This window comes from Streptomyces sp. NPDC043176 (assembly GCF_056436715.1).
This window is the reverse complement of sequence record NZ_JBWKCA010000006.1, coordinates 357,852-373,686: the sequence shown is the minus strand read 5'-3', so window position 1 is coordinate 373,686 and position 15,835 is coordinate 357,852. Positions and strand designations below refer to the sequence as shown.

The window sequence follows — 15,835 nt, the reverse complement described above, 5'->3', positions numbered from 1 at the left end:
CTGGAAGGCATGGACAACGAGGAGATCCTTGACGACATCGGCGCCCTCGTCGAAGAGGAACGCGCCCTCCGGCAGCGCACCGGCGGCCTCCTCCCCGAGGAACGCGCCCGCCTCGCCGAGCTCGAGGTGCGCCTCGACCAGTGCTGGGACCTGCTCCGCCAGCGCCGCGCCAAATCCGAGTTCGGCGAAGACCCCGACACCGCCACCCTCCGCCCCGCCTCGGAAGTGGAGTCCTACCGCAACTGACCCCCGTGCCCACACGGCGGGGAGCGAAGGCCCGGACGCACGGGCTCGCGAGAGGGGGACAGTACGTTGGGGGGATGGTGCGGAGTGATCGACTGGGGCGGATCGCACCGCCCGCCTGGCTGACCGCCGGCCTGCGCCCGGCGCCGACGCCGGTCCCGTGGGCCGCCGCCGCCCGCGCGTCCGTCGCGATGGCGGCGCCGCTCGCGGTGGGGCTGGCGGTGGGGGAGCCGGCGTACGGGGCGCTGGTGTCGATGGGCGCGCTGTCGGGCGTCATCGGGGACACGGCGGACGCGTACCGGATGCGGGTGTTCAACATCGCGGTCCCGCAGCTGTTCGGTGCGCTGGGCGTGACGCTGGGGACGCTGGTGTTCGGGCACGGCTGGGTCGCCGTGGGCGTACTGACGCTGGTGGCGCTGGTCTCGGGGATGATCTCGTCGATCGGCGCGGTGGCGTCGGTGTCGGGGCTGCTGCTCCTGCTGAACTGCGTGGTCGGCGCGGGCCTGCCCATGCCGGGGCCGTGGTGGAGGGCGCCGCTGCTGCTGACGCTGGGCGGGCTGTTCGTGCTGGTCCTGTCGCTCCTGGGGTGGCCCCTGCGGCGCGCCGCACCGGAGCGGTCGGCGGTCGCCGCGACGTACCGGTCGCTGGCCGAGCTGTACGAGGCGACGGGGACGTCCGCGTACGACGAGCGGCGGCAGGAGGTCACGGCCTCGCTCAACCAGGCGTACGACCTGGTGCTGGCCCGGCGGACCCGGGAGCACGGCCGGGCGCCGATCCTGGTCCGGCTGTCGTCGCAGCTCAACGTGCTCGTGCCGCTCCTGGAGGCCGCGCCCGCCGCGCATCTGCGGGCCCGGCTGCTCGGGCCGCTGCCCGCGGCGATCCCGGCGGCCGTGCGGGAGCTGGCGGACGCCGTGGAGGAGGGCCGCACGGGGGCCCCGGCGCTCGACCTGCCGGTACCGGAGCGGCCGGCGGAGAGGGCGGTGGACCACGCCCTGCGGCACGCGGCGGCCGTCGTCCACCGGACGGATCCCGACCCGTTCAACGTCGACGACCGGCTCGGCCGGCCCGCCGCGCTCCGGGTCAGGGCCCGCCGCGCGACCCGCGCCGTGCTGGTGTCGGAGGCGTCCTGGCGGTACGGGCTGCGCCTCGCGCTGTGCATCGGGCTCGCGCAGGTGTTCGTCTCGCTGATTCCCGTGCCCCGCTCGTACTGGGTGGCGCTCACCGTCACGTTCGTCATGAAGCCGGACTTCGGGTCGGTGTTCTCGCGGGCCGTGCTGCGCGCGGCCGGCACCGCCGCCGGTCTCGTCCTGGCCGCGCTCGTCCTCGCCGAGGTCCCCCGCGGCTGGTGGGACGTGCCCGTGATGGTGGTGCTGGCGGCCCTGATCCCGGCGTTCTCCGCGAAGGGGTACGCCTTCCAGACCGCGGCGATCACCCCGGTGATCCTGCTGCTCTCCGACGTGCTCAACCACCAGGGCTTCGACCTGGTCGTGCCACGGCTGTACGACTCGCTCATCGGCTGCGGCATCGCCCTGGTCGCCGGCTACCTGCTGTGGCCCGAGTCCTGGCACACCCGCATCGGGGACCGGCTCGCGGACGCGGTCGCCGACACCGCCGCCTACGTGGCGCAGGCCTTCGGCGAGGAGGCCGGACGCGCCGACCGCCACCGCGCCCGGCGCAAGCTCTACCGGGACCTGTCGACCGTGCGCTCCGAGTTCCAGCGCGCCCTGACCGAACCGCCGCCCACCGGCACCCGGGCCGCCGCCTGGTGGCCGCTCGTGGTGGCCGTCGAACGGATCGTGGACGCGACGACGGCGGCCCGCATCCGCGTGGACCACGGCGCCCCCGCCCCCGATCCGGCGGAGGCCGCCGCGGTGGAGCGCGAGCTGCGCGAGCTCGCGGACGGGCTGCGGGCCTCCGAGACCCTCGTCGAGGTCCGTTCGGAACTCCCCGGGGACGAGAGCGGAGTCCTCGGACCGCTCCGCCAGGAGGTGCGCGCCGCCCGCGCCATCGCCGGTCCCGACCTGCGGTAACCCTCCCCAAGGGGGCGTACCGGTGGACTTACCGGCGGTCACGGAACGGAACCTTCCCCACCGCCGTTACCGGAAGCCACCCGGGCGACTACGATGCGCTCGATTCACCGTGATCCGCCCCCGCCGCCGCCGGCAACCGGCCCGGCACGCGGCCCACTTCGCCCTGTCCGGCTGTCCGCACTCCGCCCACCCCCGGCACCACCCCACCTCACGTCACCTCACCTCGCCCCGAGGACCCGCCATGCGCACCACCACGAACAGAGGGCTCCAGCCCAACGTCCTCGGTACCTTCGACACGATCGTCATGGCCGTCGCCGGCAGTGCCCCGGCGTACTCGCTCGCCGCGACCACCGCCGTCCTCTTCGGCGCCGTCGGCTACGCGGGACCCGCCGCGCTGCTCTACTGCGCGATACCGATGCTCGGCATCGTCCTCGCCTACGCACGCCTCGGCCGGATCGACGTGAACGCCGGCGCCGGCTACTCCTGGGTGGGCCGCACCCTCCATCCGTTCCTCGGCTTCCTCTCCGGCTGGGCGCTGGTCTTCGCCGCCACCGTGTTCATGGTCGCCGGATCACTGCCCGCGGGCTCCCTCACGCTCTCCCTCGTCGACCCGGACCTCGCCACGAACACCCCGCTCGCGGCCGCCGTCGGCGCCGGCTGGTTCCTGATGATGCTGCTCGTCGTCCTGGGCGGCGCCCGGCTCACCGTCCGCGCGCAACTCGTCATGTCCGGCGTCGAGATGCTGATCCTGCTGGCCTTCGTGCTCGCCGCGGTCGCCCACCGGGGGCACGCCACCGCCTTCGACTGGTCCTGGTTCGCCCTCGACCGGTTCGACGGCCCCCAGGGCTTCGCCGCCGGCGCGCTGATCGCCGCGTTCTACTACTGGGGCTGGGACGTCACCAGCAACCTCAGCGAGGAGACCCGCGACAGCCGCAGGACCGCCGGGCTCGCCGCGCTCGTCGGCGTCGGGTTCGTCTTCGTCCTCTTCGAGGCCTTCACCGTCGCCGTCAACGTGCTGCTGAGCGCGGAGGAGATCCGTACCGCCGGACCCAACGTCCTCGCCGTCCTCGGGCAGGAGATCTGGCCCGGCGTCGGCGGCAAACTCCTCGTCGTGGCCGTCCTCCTGTCGACCGTCGCCACCCTGGAGACCACCCTCCTCCAGGTCACCCGCTCGCTGTTCGCGATGGGCCGCGACCGGACCCTGCCGGCCGCGCTCGGCACCGTGCACCGCCGGTGGAACACCCCGTGGGTCGCGATCGTCACCGTCGGCGGCGCCGCCCTCGTCATGTTCGCCGCCGCCGCGGCCGCCGGCTCCGTGCAGCGCATCCTCAGCGACGCCGTCGCCGCGATCGGCCTCCAGATCGCCTTCTACTACGGCCTCGCCGGCATCGCCGCCGTCGTCGCCTACAAGTCGCTCCTGCTGCGCTCCGTACGCAATCTCGTCCTCGGCGGACTGTGGCCGCTGCTCGGCTCCGGGTTCATGCTGTGGGCCTTCGCCGAGTCGCTCGGCGAGCTCTCCACGACCGCCCTCGCCATCGGCCTCGGCGGACTGCTCCTCGGCGTCGTCCCGCTCGTCGTGTACTGGCGCAAGGGCAGCGACTACTACCGCCCGGCCCGCCTGGACGCCGCCCGCGCCCTCGCCGCCACCCTGGACTCCGGCCCCGCGACCCCCCACGCCCGCACCGGCGACCACCAGAAGAGCTACGCGACCGACTTCTGACCCCGCCCCGCCGGCAGCCGAACCCGAAGGAGGCCCCCGATGGCCGTACGCCGCCGCTCCGCGCGCCCGGCGCGACCGGAGCGCTTCGCGCCCGACTTCGACCCGGACTTCGGCGACCGGGCACTGACCGAGGCCCGGCACGACATCGTCATCGGCCGCTGGCAGGGCGTACGGAACCTGCTCGCCGGCACGGACACCGGGACCGGCGCGGACTGGGCCCGCCGCACCCACCGCCTGCGGCTCCTCTCCCACGCCGCCGCCGGCAGCTCCACCGTCGAGACCTGGCGCGCCGCCGAACCCGGCAACCCCGACGCCGCCGTCCTGCGCGCCGCGACCGAGGTCGTACGCGTCTTCGACGCGGCCATCGCGGCCGGCCGCGGCGCCACCATCGAACGGGGCCGCATCGACGCCGCCGTCGACGCCTGCCGGGGCGCCGCCGAAGCCGCCCCCGCCGACCCCATGCCGTGGGTCTCGCTGCTCTCCGTGGCCCGCCTCTACGAAGGCGGTGTGCCCCGCCGCGAACTACGCCACTGGTTCGACGAGTTGCGCCGCCGCGACCCGTACAACACCGAGGGCCACATCCAGGTCCTGCGGTACTGGTCCGCGCGCTGGCACGGTACCCACGGCAGCATGTACGACTTCGCCCGCGACGCGGCGGGCGTCGCCCCGCCCGGCTCCCCCCTGCCCGTCCTGGTCCAGGTCGCCCGCGTCGAGGAGTACCGCTACATCGCCGACGGCGCCCTCGGCCGCGGCCCGGTGCGCGGCTTCGACCAGCACTGGAAGCACGAACTCGCCGTCACCGAACTCCGCCGCACCCACGCCCGCTGGATCGGCGGCCGCGACCCGCAGCGCCCCGTCGCCCCGGAGGAGGTCGCCGACCTCAACTTCCTCGCCCACGCCGCCTGTTACGCCGGCCAGGTCGAGATCGCCCGCGAGGTCCTCGGCATGCTCGGGCCCCGCGCCGCCTGGGTCCCCTGGGCCTACACGGGCGACCCCGAGAACCAGTTCGTCCGGTTCAGGGAGGGTCTGGGGGTGGCGTGAGCCCTGGGGCTGGGGCTGGCGTGGGCCTGGGGGCGGCGTGAGCCTGTGGGTGGCGTGGGCCTGAGGGTGGCGTGGGCCTGAGGGTGGCGTGGGCCTGAGGGTGGCGTGGGCCTGGGGGCGGCGTGACACACCGCCCCCGGCCCCGTCCCCCGGTCAGACGCCGATGTCGCGGCCGTCCATCCGCCAGACCGCGACGACCGACGGTCGGACGATCCTCCCCGGCCCGTCCGGCCACACCGAGGCCGGGCTCTCGACGGACGCGCCGTCGATCTCGCCCGGGTGCTGGACCGCGACCAGCACCCGGCGGTCCTGGATGATCGGACCGCAGGTCTCCGCACCCCTCGGCACCGTCAGGAACTGCTTCAGCTCACCGCGCCGCTCACCACGCGTGGCGACGCCGAACAGGCCGTCGTGCGAGCCGAGCTGGTTGCCGTCCGTGGAGATCCACAGGTTGCCGTGCGGGTCGAAGGCCACGTTGTCCGGGCAGGAGATCGGCGAGACCTTCTCCTTCGGGAAGCCCGCGAAGTAGGTCGCCGGGTCGTTCGGGTCGCCCGCGACCAGGAACAGCCGCCACGCGAACCCGTCGGACGCGGGGTCGTCCCAGTGCTCGGCGAGCTCCAGGACCTGCCCGTGCTTGTTGGAGTTGCGCGGGTTGGCCTCGTCGGCCGGCGCGTAACCCGCCTTGCCGCGGTTGGAGTTGTTCGTGAGCGCCACGTACACCCGGCCACTGCGCGGCGACGGCTCGACGTCCTCGGGACGGTCCATCTTCGTGGCGCCGACCTTGTCACCGGCGAGCCGGGTGAAGACGTACACCTCCTCGGCCGTCATCCCCGGCACGTGCGACACGTCACCGGTGGCCAGCGGGATCCACACGCCCGACCCGTCGAACTCCCCGTCGTTCGGGAGCTTTCCGGTGCCGTCGATCTCGGCGGCCGGCGAGTCGCCGGTCAGCTTCGCGACGTACAGCGTGCCCTCGTCGAGCAGCGTCAGGTTGTGCTCCCGGGCCGCCCGCGAGTTCCCCTTCTTCATCCGCCTGCTCGACACGAACTTGTAGAAGTAGTCGAACCGCTCGTCGTCACCCATGTAGACGACCGGGCGGCCGTCCTCGGTCAGCCGGGGCTGCGCCGCCTCGTGCTTGAAGCGGCCCAGCGCGGTGCGCTTGCGGGGCGTCGACTCCGGGTCGTACGGGTCGAGCTCGACGACCCAGCCGAAGCGGTGCACCTCGTTCGGCTCCTGCTTGAGGTCGAACCGCTTGTCGAACCGCTCCCACTTCCGCTCGGTGGCACCCGTGCCGACGCCGTACCGCTTGTCGGTGGCGGAGCTTCCGTTGGCGAAGTACTGGTTGAAGTTCTCCTCGCCGTGCAGCGTCGTCCCCCACGGCGTGGTGCCGCCCGCGCAGTTGTTCAGCGTGCCCAGGACCGTACGGCCCTCCGGGTCCGCCGACGTCCTCAGCAGGTCGCTGCCGGCCGCGGGCCCCGTCACCTCGAACTCGCTCGTCGTGTGCAGCCGCCGGTTCAGGTGGTGCCGGGTCACCGGCGTGAGCTTCCCGGTGCGGTGCTCCTCCTGGACCACCACGACCGACAGGCCGTGCGCCGCCCACGCGATCTCCACCTGCTCGCGCGTCGGGTTCGCGGCGTCGTAGCCGCGGAACATCAGCACCTCGTCCGTGTACTCGTGGTTCGCCACCAGCACCTGCCGGCCGTGCTCCCCGCGCAGCGGCAGCAGCGACAGGAAGTCGTTGTTGTACCCGAACTGCCCCGCCTGCGCCTTCGCCGTCTGCCGCTCCGAGTCGAACGCCGGCGCCCCCCGCAGGATCGGCTCGCCCCAGCGGATCACCACGTTCTGCGCGTAGCCCGCCGGCACCGTCACCTGGTCGGCGGTGTTCGGCGCGACCGGCGCGAACCTGAGCCCCTTCGCGCCGTCCGTGCCCCCCGGCTTCCCCCGCCCCTGCGGCGTCGCCTCCGCCGTCGGCGCGTTCCCCAGCACGACCGCCCCGCCGGCCGCGCACGCCACCGTCACCGCCGCCGCCGCCCGCAGCGCCGAACGACGCGACAAGACCCCGGCTATGACGTCGCCGACGTACTCGTTGCCGCTGGTGTTCGGCACCTCGTGGAAGCAGGCGTCCCCACACCGGTACCGGCAGGTGAGGGCGGAACGTCCGCCTCCGTGGGGGTTCGTGCTCAGCAGCGGCAGCAGTTTGCGCACTTCGTCCTCCTCCGGCGCACACTGCGCCGACAAGCTGTCGGGAATCCTTCGGCCGTGACGCTATGTGTGCACCTCTGCACCGGGACGGCCACCGAATGAACGCCGAATGAATGCCCGGCAACCGCACGCGACCGGGTCATCGAGGAGGCGGGGAGTGGCCGCTAACCTTACGTGTCCGCCCTGGCCAGGGATGATCGTCCCGAAACGCCCAGTACGGACATTCACACCGCACCCCATCTCATGCGAAAGGGTTGTTCCCCCATGGGTATTCGGAGCATGCTGCGCAAGGTGTTCGGCCGGGACCGCGAGGACTCCCCGGCAACCTCCGTCCCGGCCCAGACGCGTGAGACCTCCTCCCCGTCCCCCGGCACCCCCGAAGACGCCGTCCGCCGCAAGGCCGACGAACTCGTCGCCGAGGCCTTCGACAATCCCCAGATCCCCAAGGCCCGCACCGCCACCACCCCGCCGGAGGCGGAGGCGGAGGCCGAGGCAGAGGCAGAGGCAGAGGCCGAGGCCGAGGCCGAGGCGAAGACCGCGCCTGCGGCGGAGGCCGAGCCCGCGGCGGTGGCCGCCGCCCCTTCGGAGGCCGATACCGCCTCGGAGGCGGCGGAGGCCGTGGAGTCGCCGGAAGCGGCGGAGGCCGTGGAGTTGGCTGCCGCGGCGGAGGCCCTGCCGGAGGCCGAAGCGACTGGCGCGGCCGAGGCGGATGCGGCCGGTGCCACGGCTGACGCCGAGGCGGACGCTGGGGCTGAGGGTGCCGCGCAGGCGGCGGCCGTCGCTGACGCCGGTACGGCCGGGGCGGAGGCGTCCCAGGACGCCACGGGCCCGACCGAGGCCGAGGACACCGCGGCGGAGGCCGAGAGCGAGGCCAAGGCCGAGGACGTTACGGCGGAGGCCGAGAGCCCGGCCAAGGCCGAGGAAGCTGCGGCAGACACGGAGGACGCCCCCGAGGCGACGGCCACGGCGGACGCCGACACCGCCGAGCCGGAGGCGGCCGCTGACGCCACGAGCCCGGCCGAGGCTGCGGCCGAGGACGTTACGGCGGAGGCCGAGAACGCCACCGAGGTGACGGCCACGGCTGACACCGAGGCCGCTGACACCACCGACGCCGCCGGGGCGACGGCCACCGCTGACGCCGACACCGCTGACGCCGCCGAGGCTGCCGAGGCTGCCGAGGCGACGGACGCGGACGTCGTGACGGAGGACGCTGCCCCGGCGGCGGCCACCGCTGACGCGGACGAGGTCGCGGCGGCGGAGCCGGAGGTCGTGGAGCCGGAGGCGGCCGCCGCTGACGCGGGCGAGGCCCCGGCGGAGCCGGACGCGGGGGTCGCGGCCGAGGACGAGGGTGGCGTGGCGCAGGGGCCGGCCGTGGGGCCGGCCAAGGTGAAGGCCGCGGCGCCGCAGCTGGCGGAGGCGTACAAGGCCGCGGGGACGGTGCTCAAGAAGGAGGGGCTGACGGGGGCGCGGGCCGCGGTGTACCTGGTGGTCGACCGTTCCGGGTCGATGCGCGGGTACTTCAAGGACGGCTCGGTGCAGCGGCTGGCGGAGCAGACCGTCGCGCTGGCGGCGCACCTGGACGAGGAGGCCACCGTCACGACGGTGTTCTTCTCGACGGACATCGACGGGACCGTCGAGCTGGACCCCGCCGGCCTGACGCCCACGCGCGTCGAGGAGGTCAACGCCGGTCTCGGCCGCCTGGGCCGTACGAACTACCACCGCGCCGTGGAGGAGGTCCTGGCCCACCACGGGAAGGGCGACCCGACCCGCCCCGCGCTGGTGGTCTTCCAGACCGACGGCGCGCCGGAGTCGAAGGCGGCCGCCGCGCAGGCGCTGGCCGAGGCGGCGGACCGCCCGCTGCAGTGGCGGTTCGTGGTGTGGGGCGAGGAGGACAACAAGGCCTTCGACTTCCTCCGGAAGCTGGACGGCACTCCCCGTACCGCCGTGCACTTCGCGGGCGCGACGCCGGTCGAGACGCCGCACGCCGCCTTCTACCGGGGCCTGCTCTCGGGCCTGCGGTTCCAGTAGGGCGAACGAGGGTGGTGGTGACCCGGGGGGCGCCACCACCGTGACCCCCGGGGACGACGCGCCTGGCGTCGGCTCCGGGGGTTTATCGATGTGAGGGGAGCATCGTCGGCCCGATAGGATTTCGGCCATGGCGGCCACTGGAACCGAGAAGCAGGGCTCGAAGGCGTTCTACGTCACGACCCCCATCTACTACGTCAACGACGCTCCTCACCTGGGCCACGCCTACACGACCGTCGCAGGCGACGTGCTCACCCGCTGGCACCGCCAGCGCGGCGAGAAGGTGTGGTACCTCACCGGCACGGACGAGCACGGTCAGAAGATCATGCGCACTGCCGAGGCGAACGGGGTCACGCCCCAGGAGTGGTGCGACAAGCTCGTCGAGGAGGCCTGGAAGCCCCTCTGGGAGCACCTGAACATCGCGAACGACGACTTCATCCGCACCACCCAGAAGCGTCACACCGACCGGGTCCAGGAGTTCGTGCAGGACCTGTTCGACAAGGACGAGATCTACAAGGGCGGGTACGAGGGTCCGTACTGCGTCGGCTGTGAGGAGTACAAGCTCCCGGGCGATCTCATCGAGGCGGAGGACGGCACGAAGCTGTGCGCCGTCCACAAGAAGCCGGTGGAGATCCTCAAGGAGGAGAACTACTTCTTCAAGCTGAGCGCGTACGGCCCGAAGCTCCTGGAGTTCTACGAGGCGAACCCGGGCTTCATCCAGCCGGAGTCGGCCCGCAACGAGGTCGTGAACTTCGTCAAGCAGGGCCTGGAGGACCTCTCCATCTCGCGTTCGACGTTCGACTGGGGCGTCCCGGTGCCGTGGGACGACAAGCACGTGATCTACGTGTGGATCGACGCGCTCCTGAACTACGCGACGGCGGTCGGCTACAACGAGAACCCGGCGAAGTTCGACGAGACCTTCCCGGCGAACGTGCACCTCATCGGCAAGGACATCCTGCGCTTCCACGCGGTGATCTGGCCCGCGATGCTGATGGCGCAGGGTCTGCCGGTGCCGGGTCGGGTCGCGGCCAACGGCTGGCTGATGGTCGGCGGCGAGAAGATGTCGAAGTCGAACCTGACCGGCATCAAGCCGCAGGACCTGACCTCGCACTTCGGCGTGGACGCGTACCGCTGGTACTTCCTGCGGGCGATCGCGTTCGGCCAGGACGGCTCGTTCTCGTGGGAGGACTTCTCCGCCCGCTACACGTCCGAGCTGGCCAACGACTACGGCAACCTCGCCTCGCGCGTGGCGGCGATGGTCGGCAAGTACTACGGCGGGGAGCTGCCGGCCGCGACGGCCGACGGCGACGCGGAGAAGGCGGTCCACGAGGGTCTGGCCAAGGCCGTCGCGACGGCCGACGCCAAGATCGGCGAGGAGCTGGACTTCCAGGGCGGCATCCTGGCGATCTTCGACTTCGTGAAGCAGGTCAACGGCTACATCACGGAGCAGGAGCCGTGGAAGGTCGCGAAGGACGAGTCGGAGGAGGGTCGGGCCCGCCTGGCGACCATCCTCTACACGGCCGCCGAGTCCCTCCGCGCCGTCGCCGTCCTCCTCAACCCGATCATGCCGGAGACCTCCCAGGCCCTGTGGGACTCCCTCGGCGCCGAGGCCTCCCTGGGCACCCTGGCCGCCCAGCCCGTCCAGTCCTCCGGGACCTGGGGTCAGCTGGCGCCCGGCGCCACGGTGACGAAGGGCGCGGTGCTCTTCCCCCGCCTGGAGGAGCCGAAGAAGGACTGACGCCGGCCACGGCGTGAACGTACGAGAGGCCGCCGCCCCCTTTTGCAGGGAGCGGCGGCCTTCGCCGTACCTGTCGGCGCGCGCGGGGCCAGGCGGGCGGGTCGAGGGAGAACACCACGCGCTTGCCGAGGGCGCCCGGGGCGTGGTTCGCCCGCTCGTTCAGGCCCCAGAGCCGGCCGGCGGAGGGGGACCAGGAGAGGTTCTGGGTGAGGGGCGGGGCCTGGGTGAGGACACGCGGGGCTTCGCCGGGCTTCGCGCGGTGGACGCAGTACGGGGCGTCGCTGTTCGTCGTTCCGGCGGTGGCGGGGCACTCGCCGCTGAAGTAGTAGAAGGTGCCGTCGGTCGCGGCGCCCTGGACCTTCCAGATGGGCACCCGGTAGGCGGCGGCCGCCGCCACCGTGCCGGTGGTGTCGTCGGCGGCGTCCGTCTGCAGCAGCGCGGTGGTGGCGTTGAGCGGCCAGCGGACGAGGGGGCGGCCGCCCTGGGCTCCGATCTCGGACACGATGAGGCCGTCGGTGCCGGTGCGGTCCAGGCTGAGCGACGTCATGCAGGGGGTGGTGGGGTCCGTGTCGCTGCACGGGGCGCCGAGGGCCGCGGCGGGATCGGTGGTGTCCACGACGGTGATGCGCGCCTGGGTGTTGTTCGCGTTGTGCCACGAGGCGATCCGGACGGACCGGCCGGACCAGGTGCCACCCGGCTGGGCGTCGTGGGAGCCGGTGATCCCCTGGGGCGTCCACTCGCTGGAGGTGTCGTCCGCCGCGTTCCAGCAGAAGCCCTCGGGGCTGTACGCGGGATCGAGGTTGCTCGTGTGACACAGGCCGGACCTGCCGGGGACTCCGGTTCCGTCGAGCACCGGCGCGAGAGCGGGCTGCGTCGTGAAGCCGGTGACCCGTCCCGACGTCTCCAGGGCGCTGATGGCGGCCGCCCGCCCGCTGAAGTCCCCCGCGGTGAGCTTCAGCTTCGAGGCGTCGATGGCGGCGAAGGGGGTCGCGGCGGCGGCCGGCTGAGCCGCCGTCGTCATGAGTCCCAGCAGGCCGAGCGCCGACACCACCGCACTGATCGTGCGGGAGCGCCGGCGCGGTCGGGATGATCGTTCCATGGTCATCGGGCGATGCCATGACGGGTCGTCAGTCCTGGCCGACCGCCCCCGTCACCCGCTTCCTCACCAGGTGAGCGCCAGGGCGGCGACGGCCGGCGCCATGTAGACCAGCGGGAAGGGCACGTGGCCGTAGGAGCGGGCTCGCACCACGGTGATCACGGCACCCGCGAAGTACAGGATCAGCCCGATCGCGGCCAGCGTCCCGATCACCGGCACCCAGATCCCCACGACCAGTCCGACCGCCCCGGCCGCCTTGGCGGCACCCAGCCAGTTCCACCACGCCCGCGGCACCCCGTACTCCGCGAGCGGCTCGACCACGAACTTCGCCCTGAAGAAGATCGACGCCCCCGAGAACCCGGCCATGAAAGCGGCGACAGCGGTGACGACGACTGCGGTGGTGGACATCTCGGCGACCATCTCAACGGCTCCTTCGGCCTTCCCGTGTCCGACTCGACCGAGCCGGACACCCCACTGACGGAGCGGGACCGGGAAGTGTGACCGCCCGCGCGGGAACATCGGCCGACCCGGTTCCTCAGCGGCTCCGTGTCGAGCTCCGTCCCCACCGGATCCGGCAGCGTGACCGTCTTGCCGAAGGGCACGGCCGCGACCGTCCCGTACCGTTCCCCGTCCGGCCGGGAGTGGACCGTGGCCTCGCCCACGGCCCTGTCGATCAGCGGCTCGGCACCCGCCCGGTCAGGGACGCGCGCAGAACCTGTGCCGTGCCGTGGGCGGACCCGAGGAAGGTCAGCGGCCGGTCGCGAACGCGACGAACCCGGACCAGGCACCCACGCCGAGGGCCAGCTGCGGACCACCGACGTCCTTGGAATCCCGGACGTGGACGGTGAGGGGGGTGGTGGCGACCTCGACGCAGGAGTCGCCTTCGCTGCCGCTGCTGAAGCTGCTCTTGAACCACACCAGGTCAGAGGCTTCCCCGGCGGAGGTGCTGTGCGTCATGTCGCTCCTAGCAGTCCCTGGATGACGTCGGCGGACTCACGGGGCGTAAGGGCCTGAGTCCGGATGATGCCATAGCGCAGTTCCAGGATACGGAGCTGCCGGAGGTCGGTCACGGGCCTTCCGTTGGCCACCGCCGGCGACCGCCCGACCGCCGAGCCGTCCTCGAACTTCAGCACCTCGATGCCTCCGTCCACTCCTGCATGCTCCTCACGTTCCATCGGCATCACCTGCAACTCCACCTGGCGCGACTCGGCGATCTCCAGCAGGTGCTCCAGCTGGCGCCGCAGCACCTCCCGCCCGCCCAGCGGACGGCGGAGCGTCCACTCCTCCAGGACGAAGCTCAGCTCCGGCGCGGGGTCGCGCTCGAACACCACCTTGCGGGCCACGCGCGCCGCCATGTACCGCTCCACCTCGTCCTGGGCGTAGGCGGGACGTCGCATGAGGAGCAGCCCGCGCGCGTACTCGGGCGTCTGCAGCAGGCCGTGGACGTTGAGCGGGTCGTACAGCTGCATCTCGACCGCCCGGGCCTCCGCCTTCGCGAGGTCCCTCAGCTTCTTCGGGTACCGGACCTTGGCCACGTCCTCCTTCATGGCCGAGATCAGCCCGTTCGCCTCCAGCACCGCGTCCGACCTGTCCAGGAACTCGGGGCGGGGAATCCGTTTCCCGCCCTCGATCTTGTAGACCATGTCCTCGCCGTAGCCGACCGCGACGGCGAAGTCGGCGGCCCGCATGCCCACCGCCTCCCGCCGCAGTCTCAACTGCCGCCCCACGGTGGCGATGACGGCGACGCCCCAGTCGTCGTCCGGGTCGACCTCCCAGCCGGGTTCCTCCACCGACATGGCGCACCTCTCCGTCTGTCCTGTTCGGCCGCGACGCCCCTACCCGTCACAGGGGCTCGGACAGTCCGGACAGCGGTGGACAAGCTCCGGACAGTCGCCCTACGTACCGGTGGAGTCACTGCCGACGGTAGAGAGACCCGGCCACGCTCAGTGACATGACTCAGAAGAACACCACCCGAGTACCGGCCTCGACAGGCCACTTCAGCGTCCTCCTGTCACCCACTCCGCGCGGTGCCCGCCTCGCCCGCCTCCTCGCCGTGGAGTGGCTCCGGGACAGTGAGTTGCCGTACGGCGTGACCGAGGCGGCCCCCCAGGTCGTGGCCGAGCTGGCGGCGAACGCGGCGACGCACGGCCGGGTCGGCGGCCGGAACTTCCGCCTCGCACTGCTGACTTCGCCGGAGAAGCTCCGGATCGAGGTGACGGACACCCGGGCGGAGGCCCTTCCCCGACTCCGTACGACGTCCCCGGACGACGAGGGCGGTCGCGGAATGCTTCTGGTGAAGGCGCTCGCGGACCGCTGGGGCGTGGGGCTCGGCCCCGTACCGCAGAAGACCGTGTGGGCCGAGTTCGACGTCACCGGCCCACCGGGGTCCAAGCCCCTGGTCACCGCTGTGGCGGTCGGTCTCCCCAAGTAACCCCGGAGAGAAAGGAACCCCACCAAGCCCCACCCTTTCCCTCCCGGAAGCGGGCTCTCACTCACACGAGTGAAAAACGCCAACTCGGCCGGCTTCTGGGTGGGTTGTCTGATCTACGCTCTGCCCAACAGAGCCGAACGCAGACATGCCTCGGCCCTCGCCGGGACGGCCGTCCCAGCGCGAGGGCCTGACCACCGAGGAAGAAGCGCTTCCCCAATGGATAACCAGAACCCTGGTGCCCAGGCGCCCGCCCCGTCCCGTGACGAAGCCGAGAACCGCCCTTCCCGGGGGACTTCCGCCGGAGTGGTGCACGACAACACCCCTCACTCCTCTCAGTTCACGGTCATCGACCATCACCTCGCACAGCACGAGGCGCTCTCACTCACCGCGATCGGCCTCGCGACCCACATCCAGTCGCTGCCGGCCGGATCCCCCGTGGACATCAGGTCGCTCGCCCGCCGGTTCCCGGAAGACACGACCAGGATCTCCGCCGCCCTGCGCGAGCTGGAGGCCCACGGCTACCTGTGCAGCGGCAAGGAGAGCACCCGGCCGGGCGGGTCGTGACCCGCCCGGTCTCCTAACCGGCCAGGTCGTACGGGCCCCCGGGGGCGAGCGGGGGCACGCCCGAAACCGGGTCGCTGCGGGAGCTGCGCGACAGCCACGGAATCGGACAAGCATTCGCTGCTGCTGCGAACATGCGCATGGCAGCATGCCCAGGTGAAGGACAACGGGGACGAAGTACCGCTGCTCCACGAGAAACGAACGGGGCGCTCATGACTGGGCCGACGAGGGAAGCCTGGCTGCACCGCATGGCCGCCACCGGTCTGACGGTGCACGAGGGTCCGGCTCCCGAGAACGTCCCGTCCGTTCGCGAGGCGATGCGCAGCGTTTCCGACTGGGAGGTGCAGCCCGTTGCCAAGGTCCCCCTGAGCCACCCGGAAGCCCACCAGGAGGTCGACCGGCAGTGGCACGCGCAAGCGACGCAGGCGGGGCTGTTCAGTGAGGACGGTTCCTTTCTCCTCAGCATTTCCGGATCCGGCTCGTCCGGCTTCGGCTGGGCTGCGGTGAAGTGGAACCCGACCGTCGAGCTGGCCTCCCGGCTCGCACGGGAGAGCGAGGGACTCGACTTCGTCGCCATGTCAGGAGACGGCAGGACCGTATGCGCCGTGACCGAAGAGGAATACGACTACTGGATCGTCGTCCCACACCTTCGGTAAGGCAGAGCGGTTTCGAGGTGGAGGTCGCACCGCCTCCCTCTCCGTGCAGGAAAGAGCCACACGCCATGATCCGGATGACGCCGAGCGTGCGC

At 72.3% G+C, this 15,835-nt stretch carries 13 protein-coding genes; 9 read left to right on the top strand and 4 right to left on the bottom strand.

Features of this window, described 5'->3' with window-relative positions; genetic code table 11:
- The first annotated feature begins 9 nt into the window (after nucleotides 1-9).
- The 4 genes from AC067A_RS13065 (at nucleotide 10) to AC067A_RS13050 (ending at nucleotide 5,034) form a co-directional block, all read left to right on the top strand.
- The gene (locus AC067A_RS13065; protein WP_017240286.1) at nucleotides 10-246 is read left to right on the top strand and encodes a DUF2630 family protein; all 237 of its coding nucleotides are present in this window, start codon (nucleotides 10-12) and stop codon (nucleotides 244-246) included.
- Between the two features lie 74 nt (nucleotides 247-320).
- A complete protein-coding gene (locus AC067A_RS13060; RefSeq protein WP_478618580.1) occupies nucleotides 321-2,273 on the top strand; it encodes an FUSC family protein in 1,953 nt (650 codons plus the stop codon).
- Nucleotides 2,274-2,514: 241 nt separating this feature from the next.
- Nucleotides 2,515-3,993: an APC family permease gene (locus AC067A_RS13055; RefSeq protein ID WP_478618577.1), complete on the top strand. Its 1,479-nt coding sequence runs from the start codon at nucleotides 2,515-2,517 to the stop codon at nucleotides 3,991-3,993.
- Between the two features lie 39 nt (nucleotides 3,994-4,032).
- Nucleotides 4,033-5,034, top strand: a complete 1,002-nt coding sequence (locus AC067A_RS13050) for a hypothetical protein (RefSeq protein WP_478618574.1) — start codon at nucleotides 4,033-4,035, stop codon at nucleotides 5,032-5,034.
- Between the two features lie 153 nt (nucleotides 5,035-5,187).
- Here AC067A_RS13050 and AC067A_RS13045 read toward each other — a convergent pair whose 3' ends face one another.
- Nucleotides 5,188-7,239 carry a PhoX family protein gene (locus tag AC067A_RS13045; protein WP_478618571.1) on the bottom strand — a complete coding sequence of 684 codons (2,052 nt, stop codon included), beginning with the start codon at nucleotides 7,237-7,239 and terminating at the stop codon, nucleotides 5,188-5,190.
- A gap of 261 nt (nucleotides 7,240-7,500) precedes the next feature.
- Between AC067A_RS13045 and AC067A_RS13040 the strand changes: the two genes are divergently transcribed.
- Both AC067A_RS13040 and metG read left to right on the top strand, forming a co-directional pair.
- Complete coding sequence (locus AC067A_RS13040) at nucleotides 7,501-9,264, top strand: VWA domain-containing protein (RefSeq protein WP_478618568.1); 1,764 nt, start codon at nucleotides 7,501-7,503, stop codon at nucleotides 9,262-9,264.
- Between the two features lie 127 nt (nucleotides 9,265-9,391).
- On the top strand, nucleotides 9,392-10,999 hold the full coding sequence (gene metG, locus AC067A_RS13035) for a methionine--tRNA ligase (protein ID WP_478618565.1): 1,608 nt from the start codon (nucleotides 9,392-9,394) through the stop codon (nucleotides 10,997-10,999).
- Between the two features lie 1,162 nt (nucleotides 11,000-12,161).
- Here metG and AC067A_RS13030 read toward each other — a convergent pair.
- From AC067A_RS13030 to AC067A_RS13020, 3 genes are all read right to left on the bottom strand, one after another.
- Nucleotides 12,162-12,503 (bottom strand): DoxX family protein, encoded by a 342-nt coding sequence (locus AC067A_RS13030; RefSeq protein ID WP_478618562.1) that lies wholly within the window; start codon nucleotides 12,501-12,503, stop codon nucleotides 12,162-12,164.
- A gap of 339 nt (nucleotides 12,504-12,842) precedes the next feature.
- Entirely contained in the window at nucleotides 12,843-13,052 is a 210-nt protein-coding gene (locus AC067A_RS13025; protein WP_478618559.1) for a DUF397 domain-containing protein, read from the bottom strand.
- Nucleotides 13,049-13,891, bottom strand: coding sequence for a helix-turn-helix domain-containing protein (locus AC067A_RS13020; protein ID WP_478618556.1), 843 nt, complete (start codon nucleotides 13,889-13,891; stop codon nucleotides 13,049-13,051). Before AC067A_RS13020 ends, AC067A_RS13025 begins: the two co-directional genes overlap by 4 nt.
- A gap of 155 nt (nucleotides 13,892-14,046) precedes the next feature.
- Here AC067A_RS13020 and AC067A_RS13015 point away from each other — a divergent pair, with 155 nt between their 5' ends.
- The 3 genes from AC067A_RS13015 to AC067A_RS13005 all read left to right on the top strand — a co-directional run bounded on the left by AC067A_RS13015 (nucleotide 14,047) and on the right by AC067A_RS13005 (nucleotide 15,743).
- On the top strand, nucleotides 14,047-14,526 hold the full coding sequence (locus AC067A_RS13015; protein ID WP_478618553.1) for an ATP-binding protein: 480 nt from the start codon (nucleotides 14,047-14,049) through the stop codon (nucleotides 14,524-14,526).
- Nucleotides 14,527-14,742: 216 nt separating this feature from the next.
- Nucleotides 14,743-15,090: a hypothetical protein gene (locus AC067A_RS13010; protein ID WP_478618550.1), complete on the top strand. Its 348-nt coding sequence runs from the start codon at nucleotides 14,743-14,745 to the stop codon at nucleotides 15,088-15,090.
- A gap of 245 nt (nucleotides 15,091-15,335) precedes the next feature.
- Nucleotides 15,336-15,743, top strand: coding sequence for a hypothetical protein (locus AC067A_RS13005; protein ID WP_478618547.1), 408 nt, complete (start codon nucleotides 15,336-15,338; stop codon nucleotides 15,741-15,743).
- Nucleotides 15,744-15,835: the final 92 nt, after the last annotated feature.

Coding starts and splice junctions, on each gene's coding strand:
- AC067A_RS13065 (WP_017240286.1), top strand. CDS start 10: ATGGACAACGAGGAGATCCTTGACGACATCGGCGCCCTCGTCGAAGAG.
- AC067A_RS13060 (WP_478618580.1), top strand. CDS start 321: ATGGTGCGGAGTGATCGACTGGGGCGGATCGCACCGCCCGCCTGGCTG.
- AC067A_RS13055 (WP_478618577.1), top strand. CDS start 2,515: ATGCGCACCACCACGAACAGAGGGCTCCAGCCCAACGTCCTCGGTACC.
- AC067A_RS13050 (WP_478618574.1), top strand. CDS start 4,033: ATGGCCGTACGCCGCCGCTCCGCGCGCCCGGCGCGACCGGAGCGCTTC.
- AC067A_RS13040 (WP_478618568.1), top strand. CDS start 7,501: ATGGGTATTCGGAGCATGCTGCGCAAGGTGTTCGGCCGGGACCGCGAG.
- metG (WP_478618565.1), top strand. CDS start 9,392: ATGGCGGCCACTGGAACCGAGAAGCAGGGCTCGAAGGCGTTCTACGTC.
- AC067A_RS13030 (WP_478618562.1), bottom strand. CDS start 12,503: ATGTCCACCACCGCAGTCGTCGTCACCGCTGTCGCCGCTTTCATGGCC.
- AC067A_RS13025 (WP_478618559.1), bottom strand. CDS start 13,052: ATGACGCACAGCACCTCCGCCGGGGAAGCCTCTGACCTGGTGTGGTTC.
- AC067A_RS13020 (WP_478618556.1), bottom strand. CDS start 13,891: ATGTCGGTGGAGGAACCCGGCTGGGAGGTCGACCCGGACGACGACTGG.
- AC067A_RS13015 (WP_478618553.1), top strand. CDS start 14,047: ATGACTCAGAAGAACACCACCCGAGTACCGGCCTCGACAGGCCACTTC.
- AC067A_RS13010 (WP_478618550.1), top strand. CDS start 14,743: ATGGATAACCAGAACCCTGGTGCCCAGGCGCCCGCCCCGTCCCGTGAC.
- AC067A_RS13005 (WP_478618547.1), top strand. CDS start 15,336: ATGGCCGCCACCGGTCTGACGGTGCACGAGGGTCCGGCTCCCGAGAAC.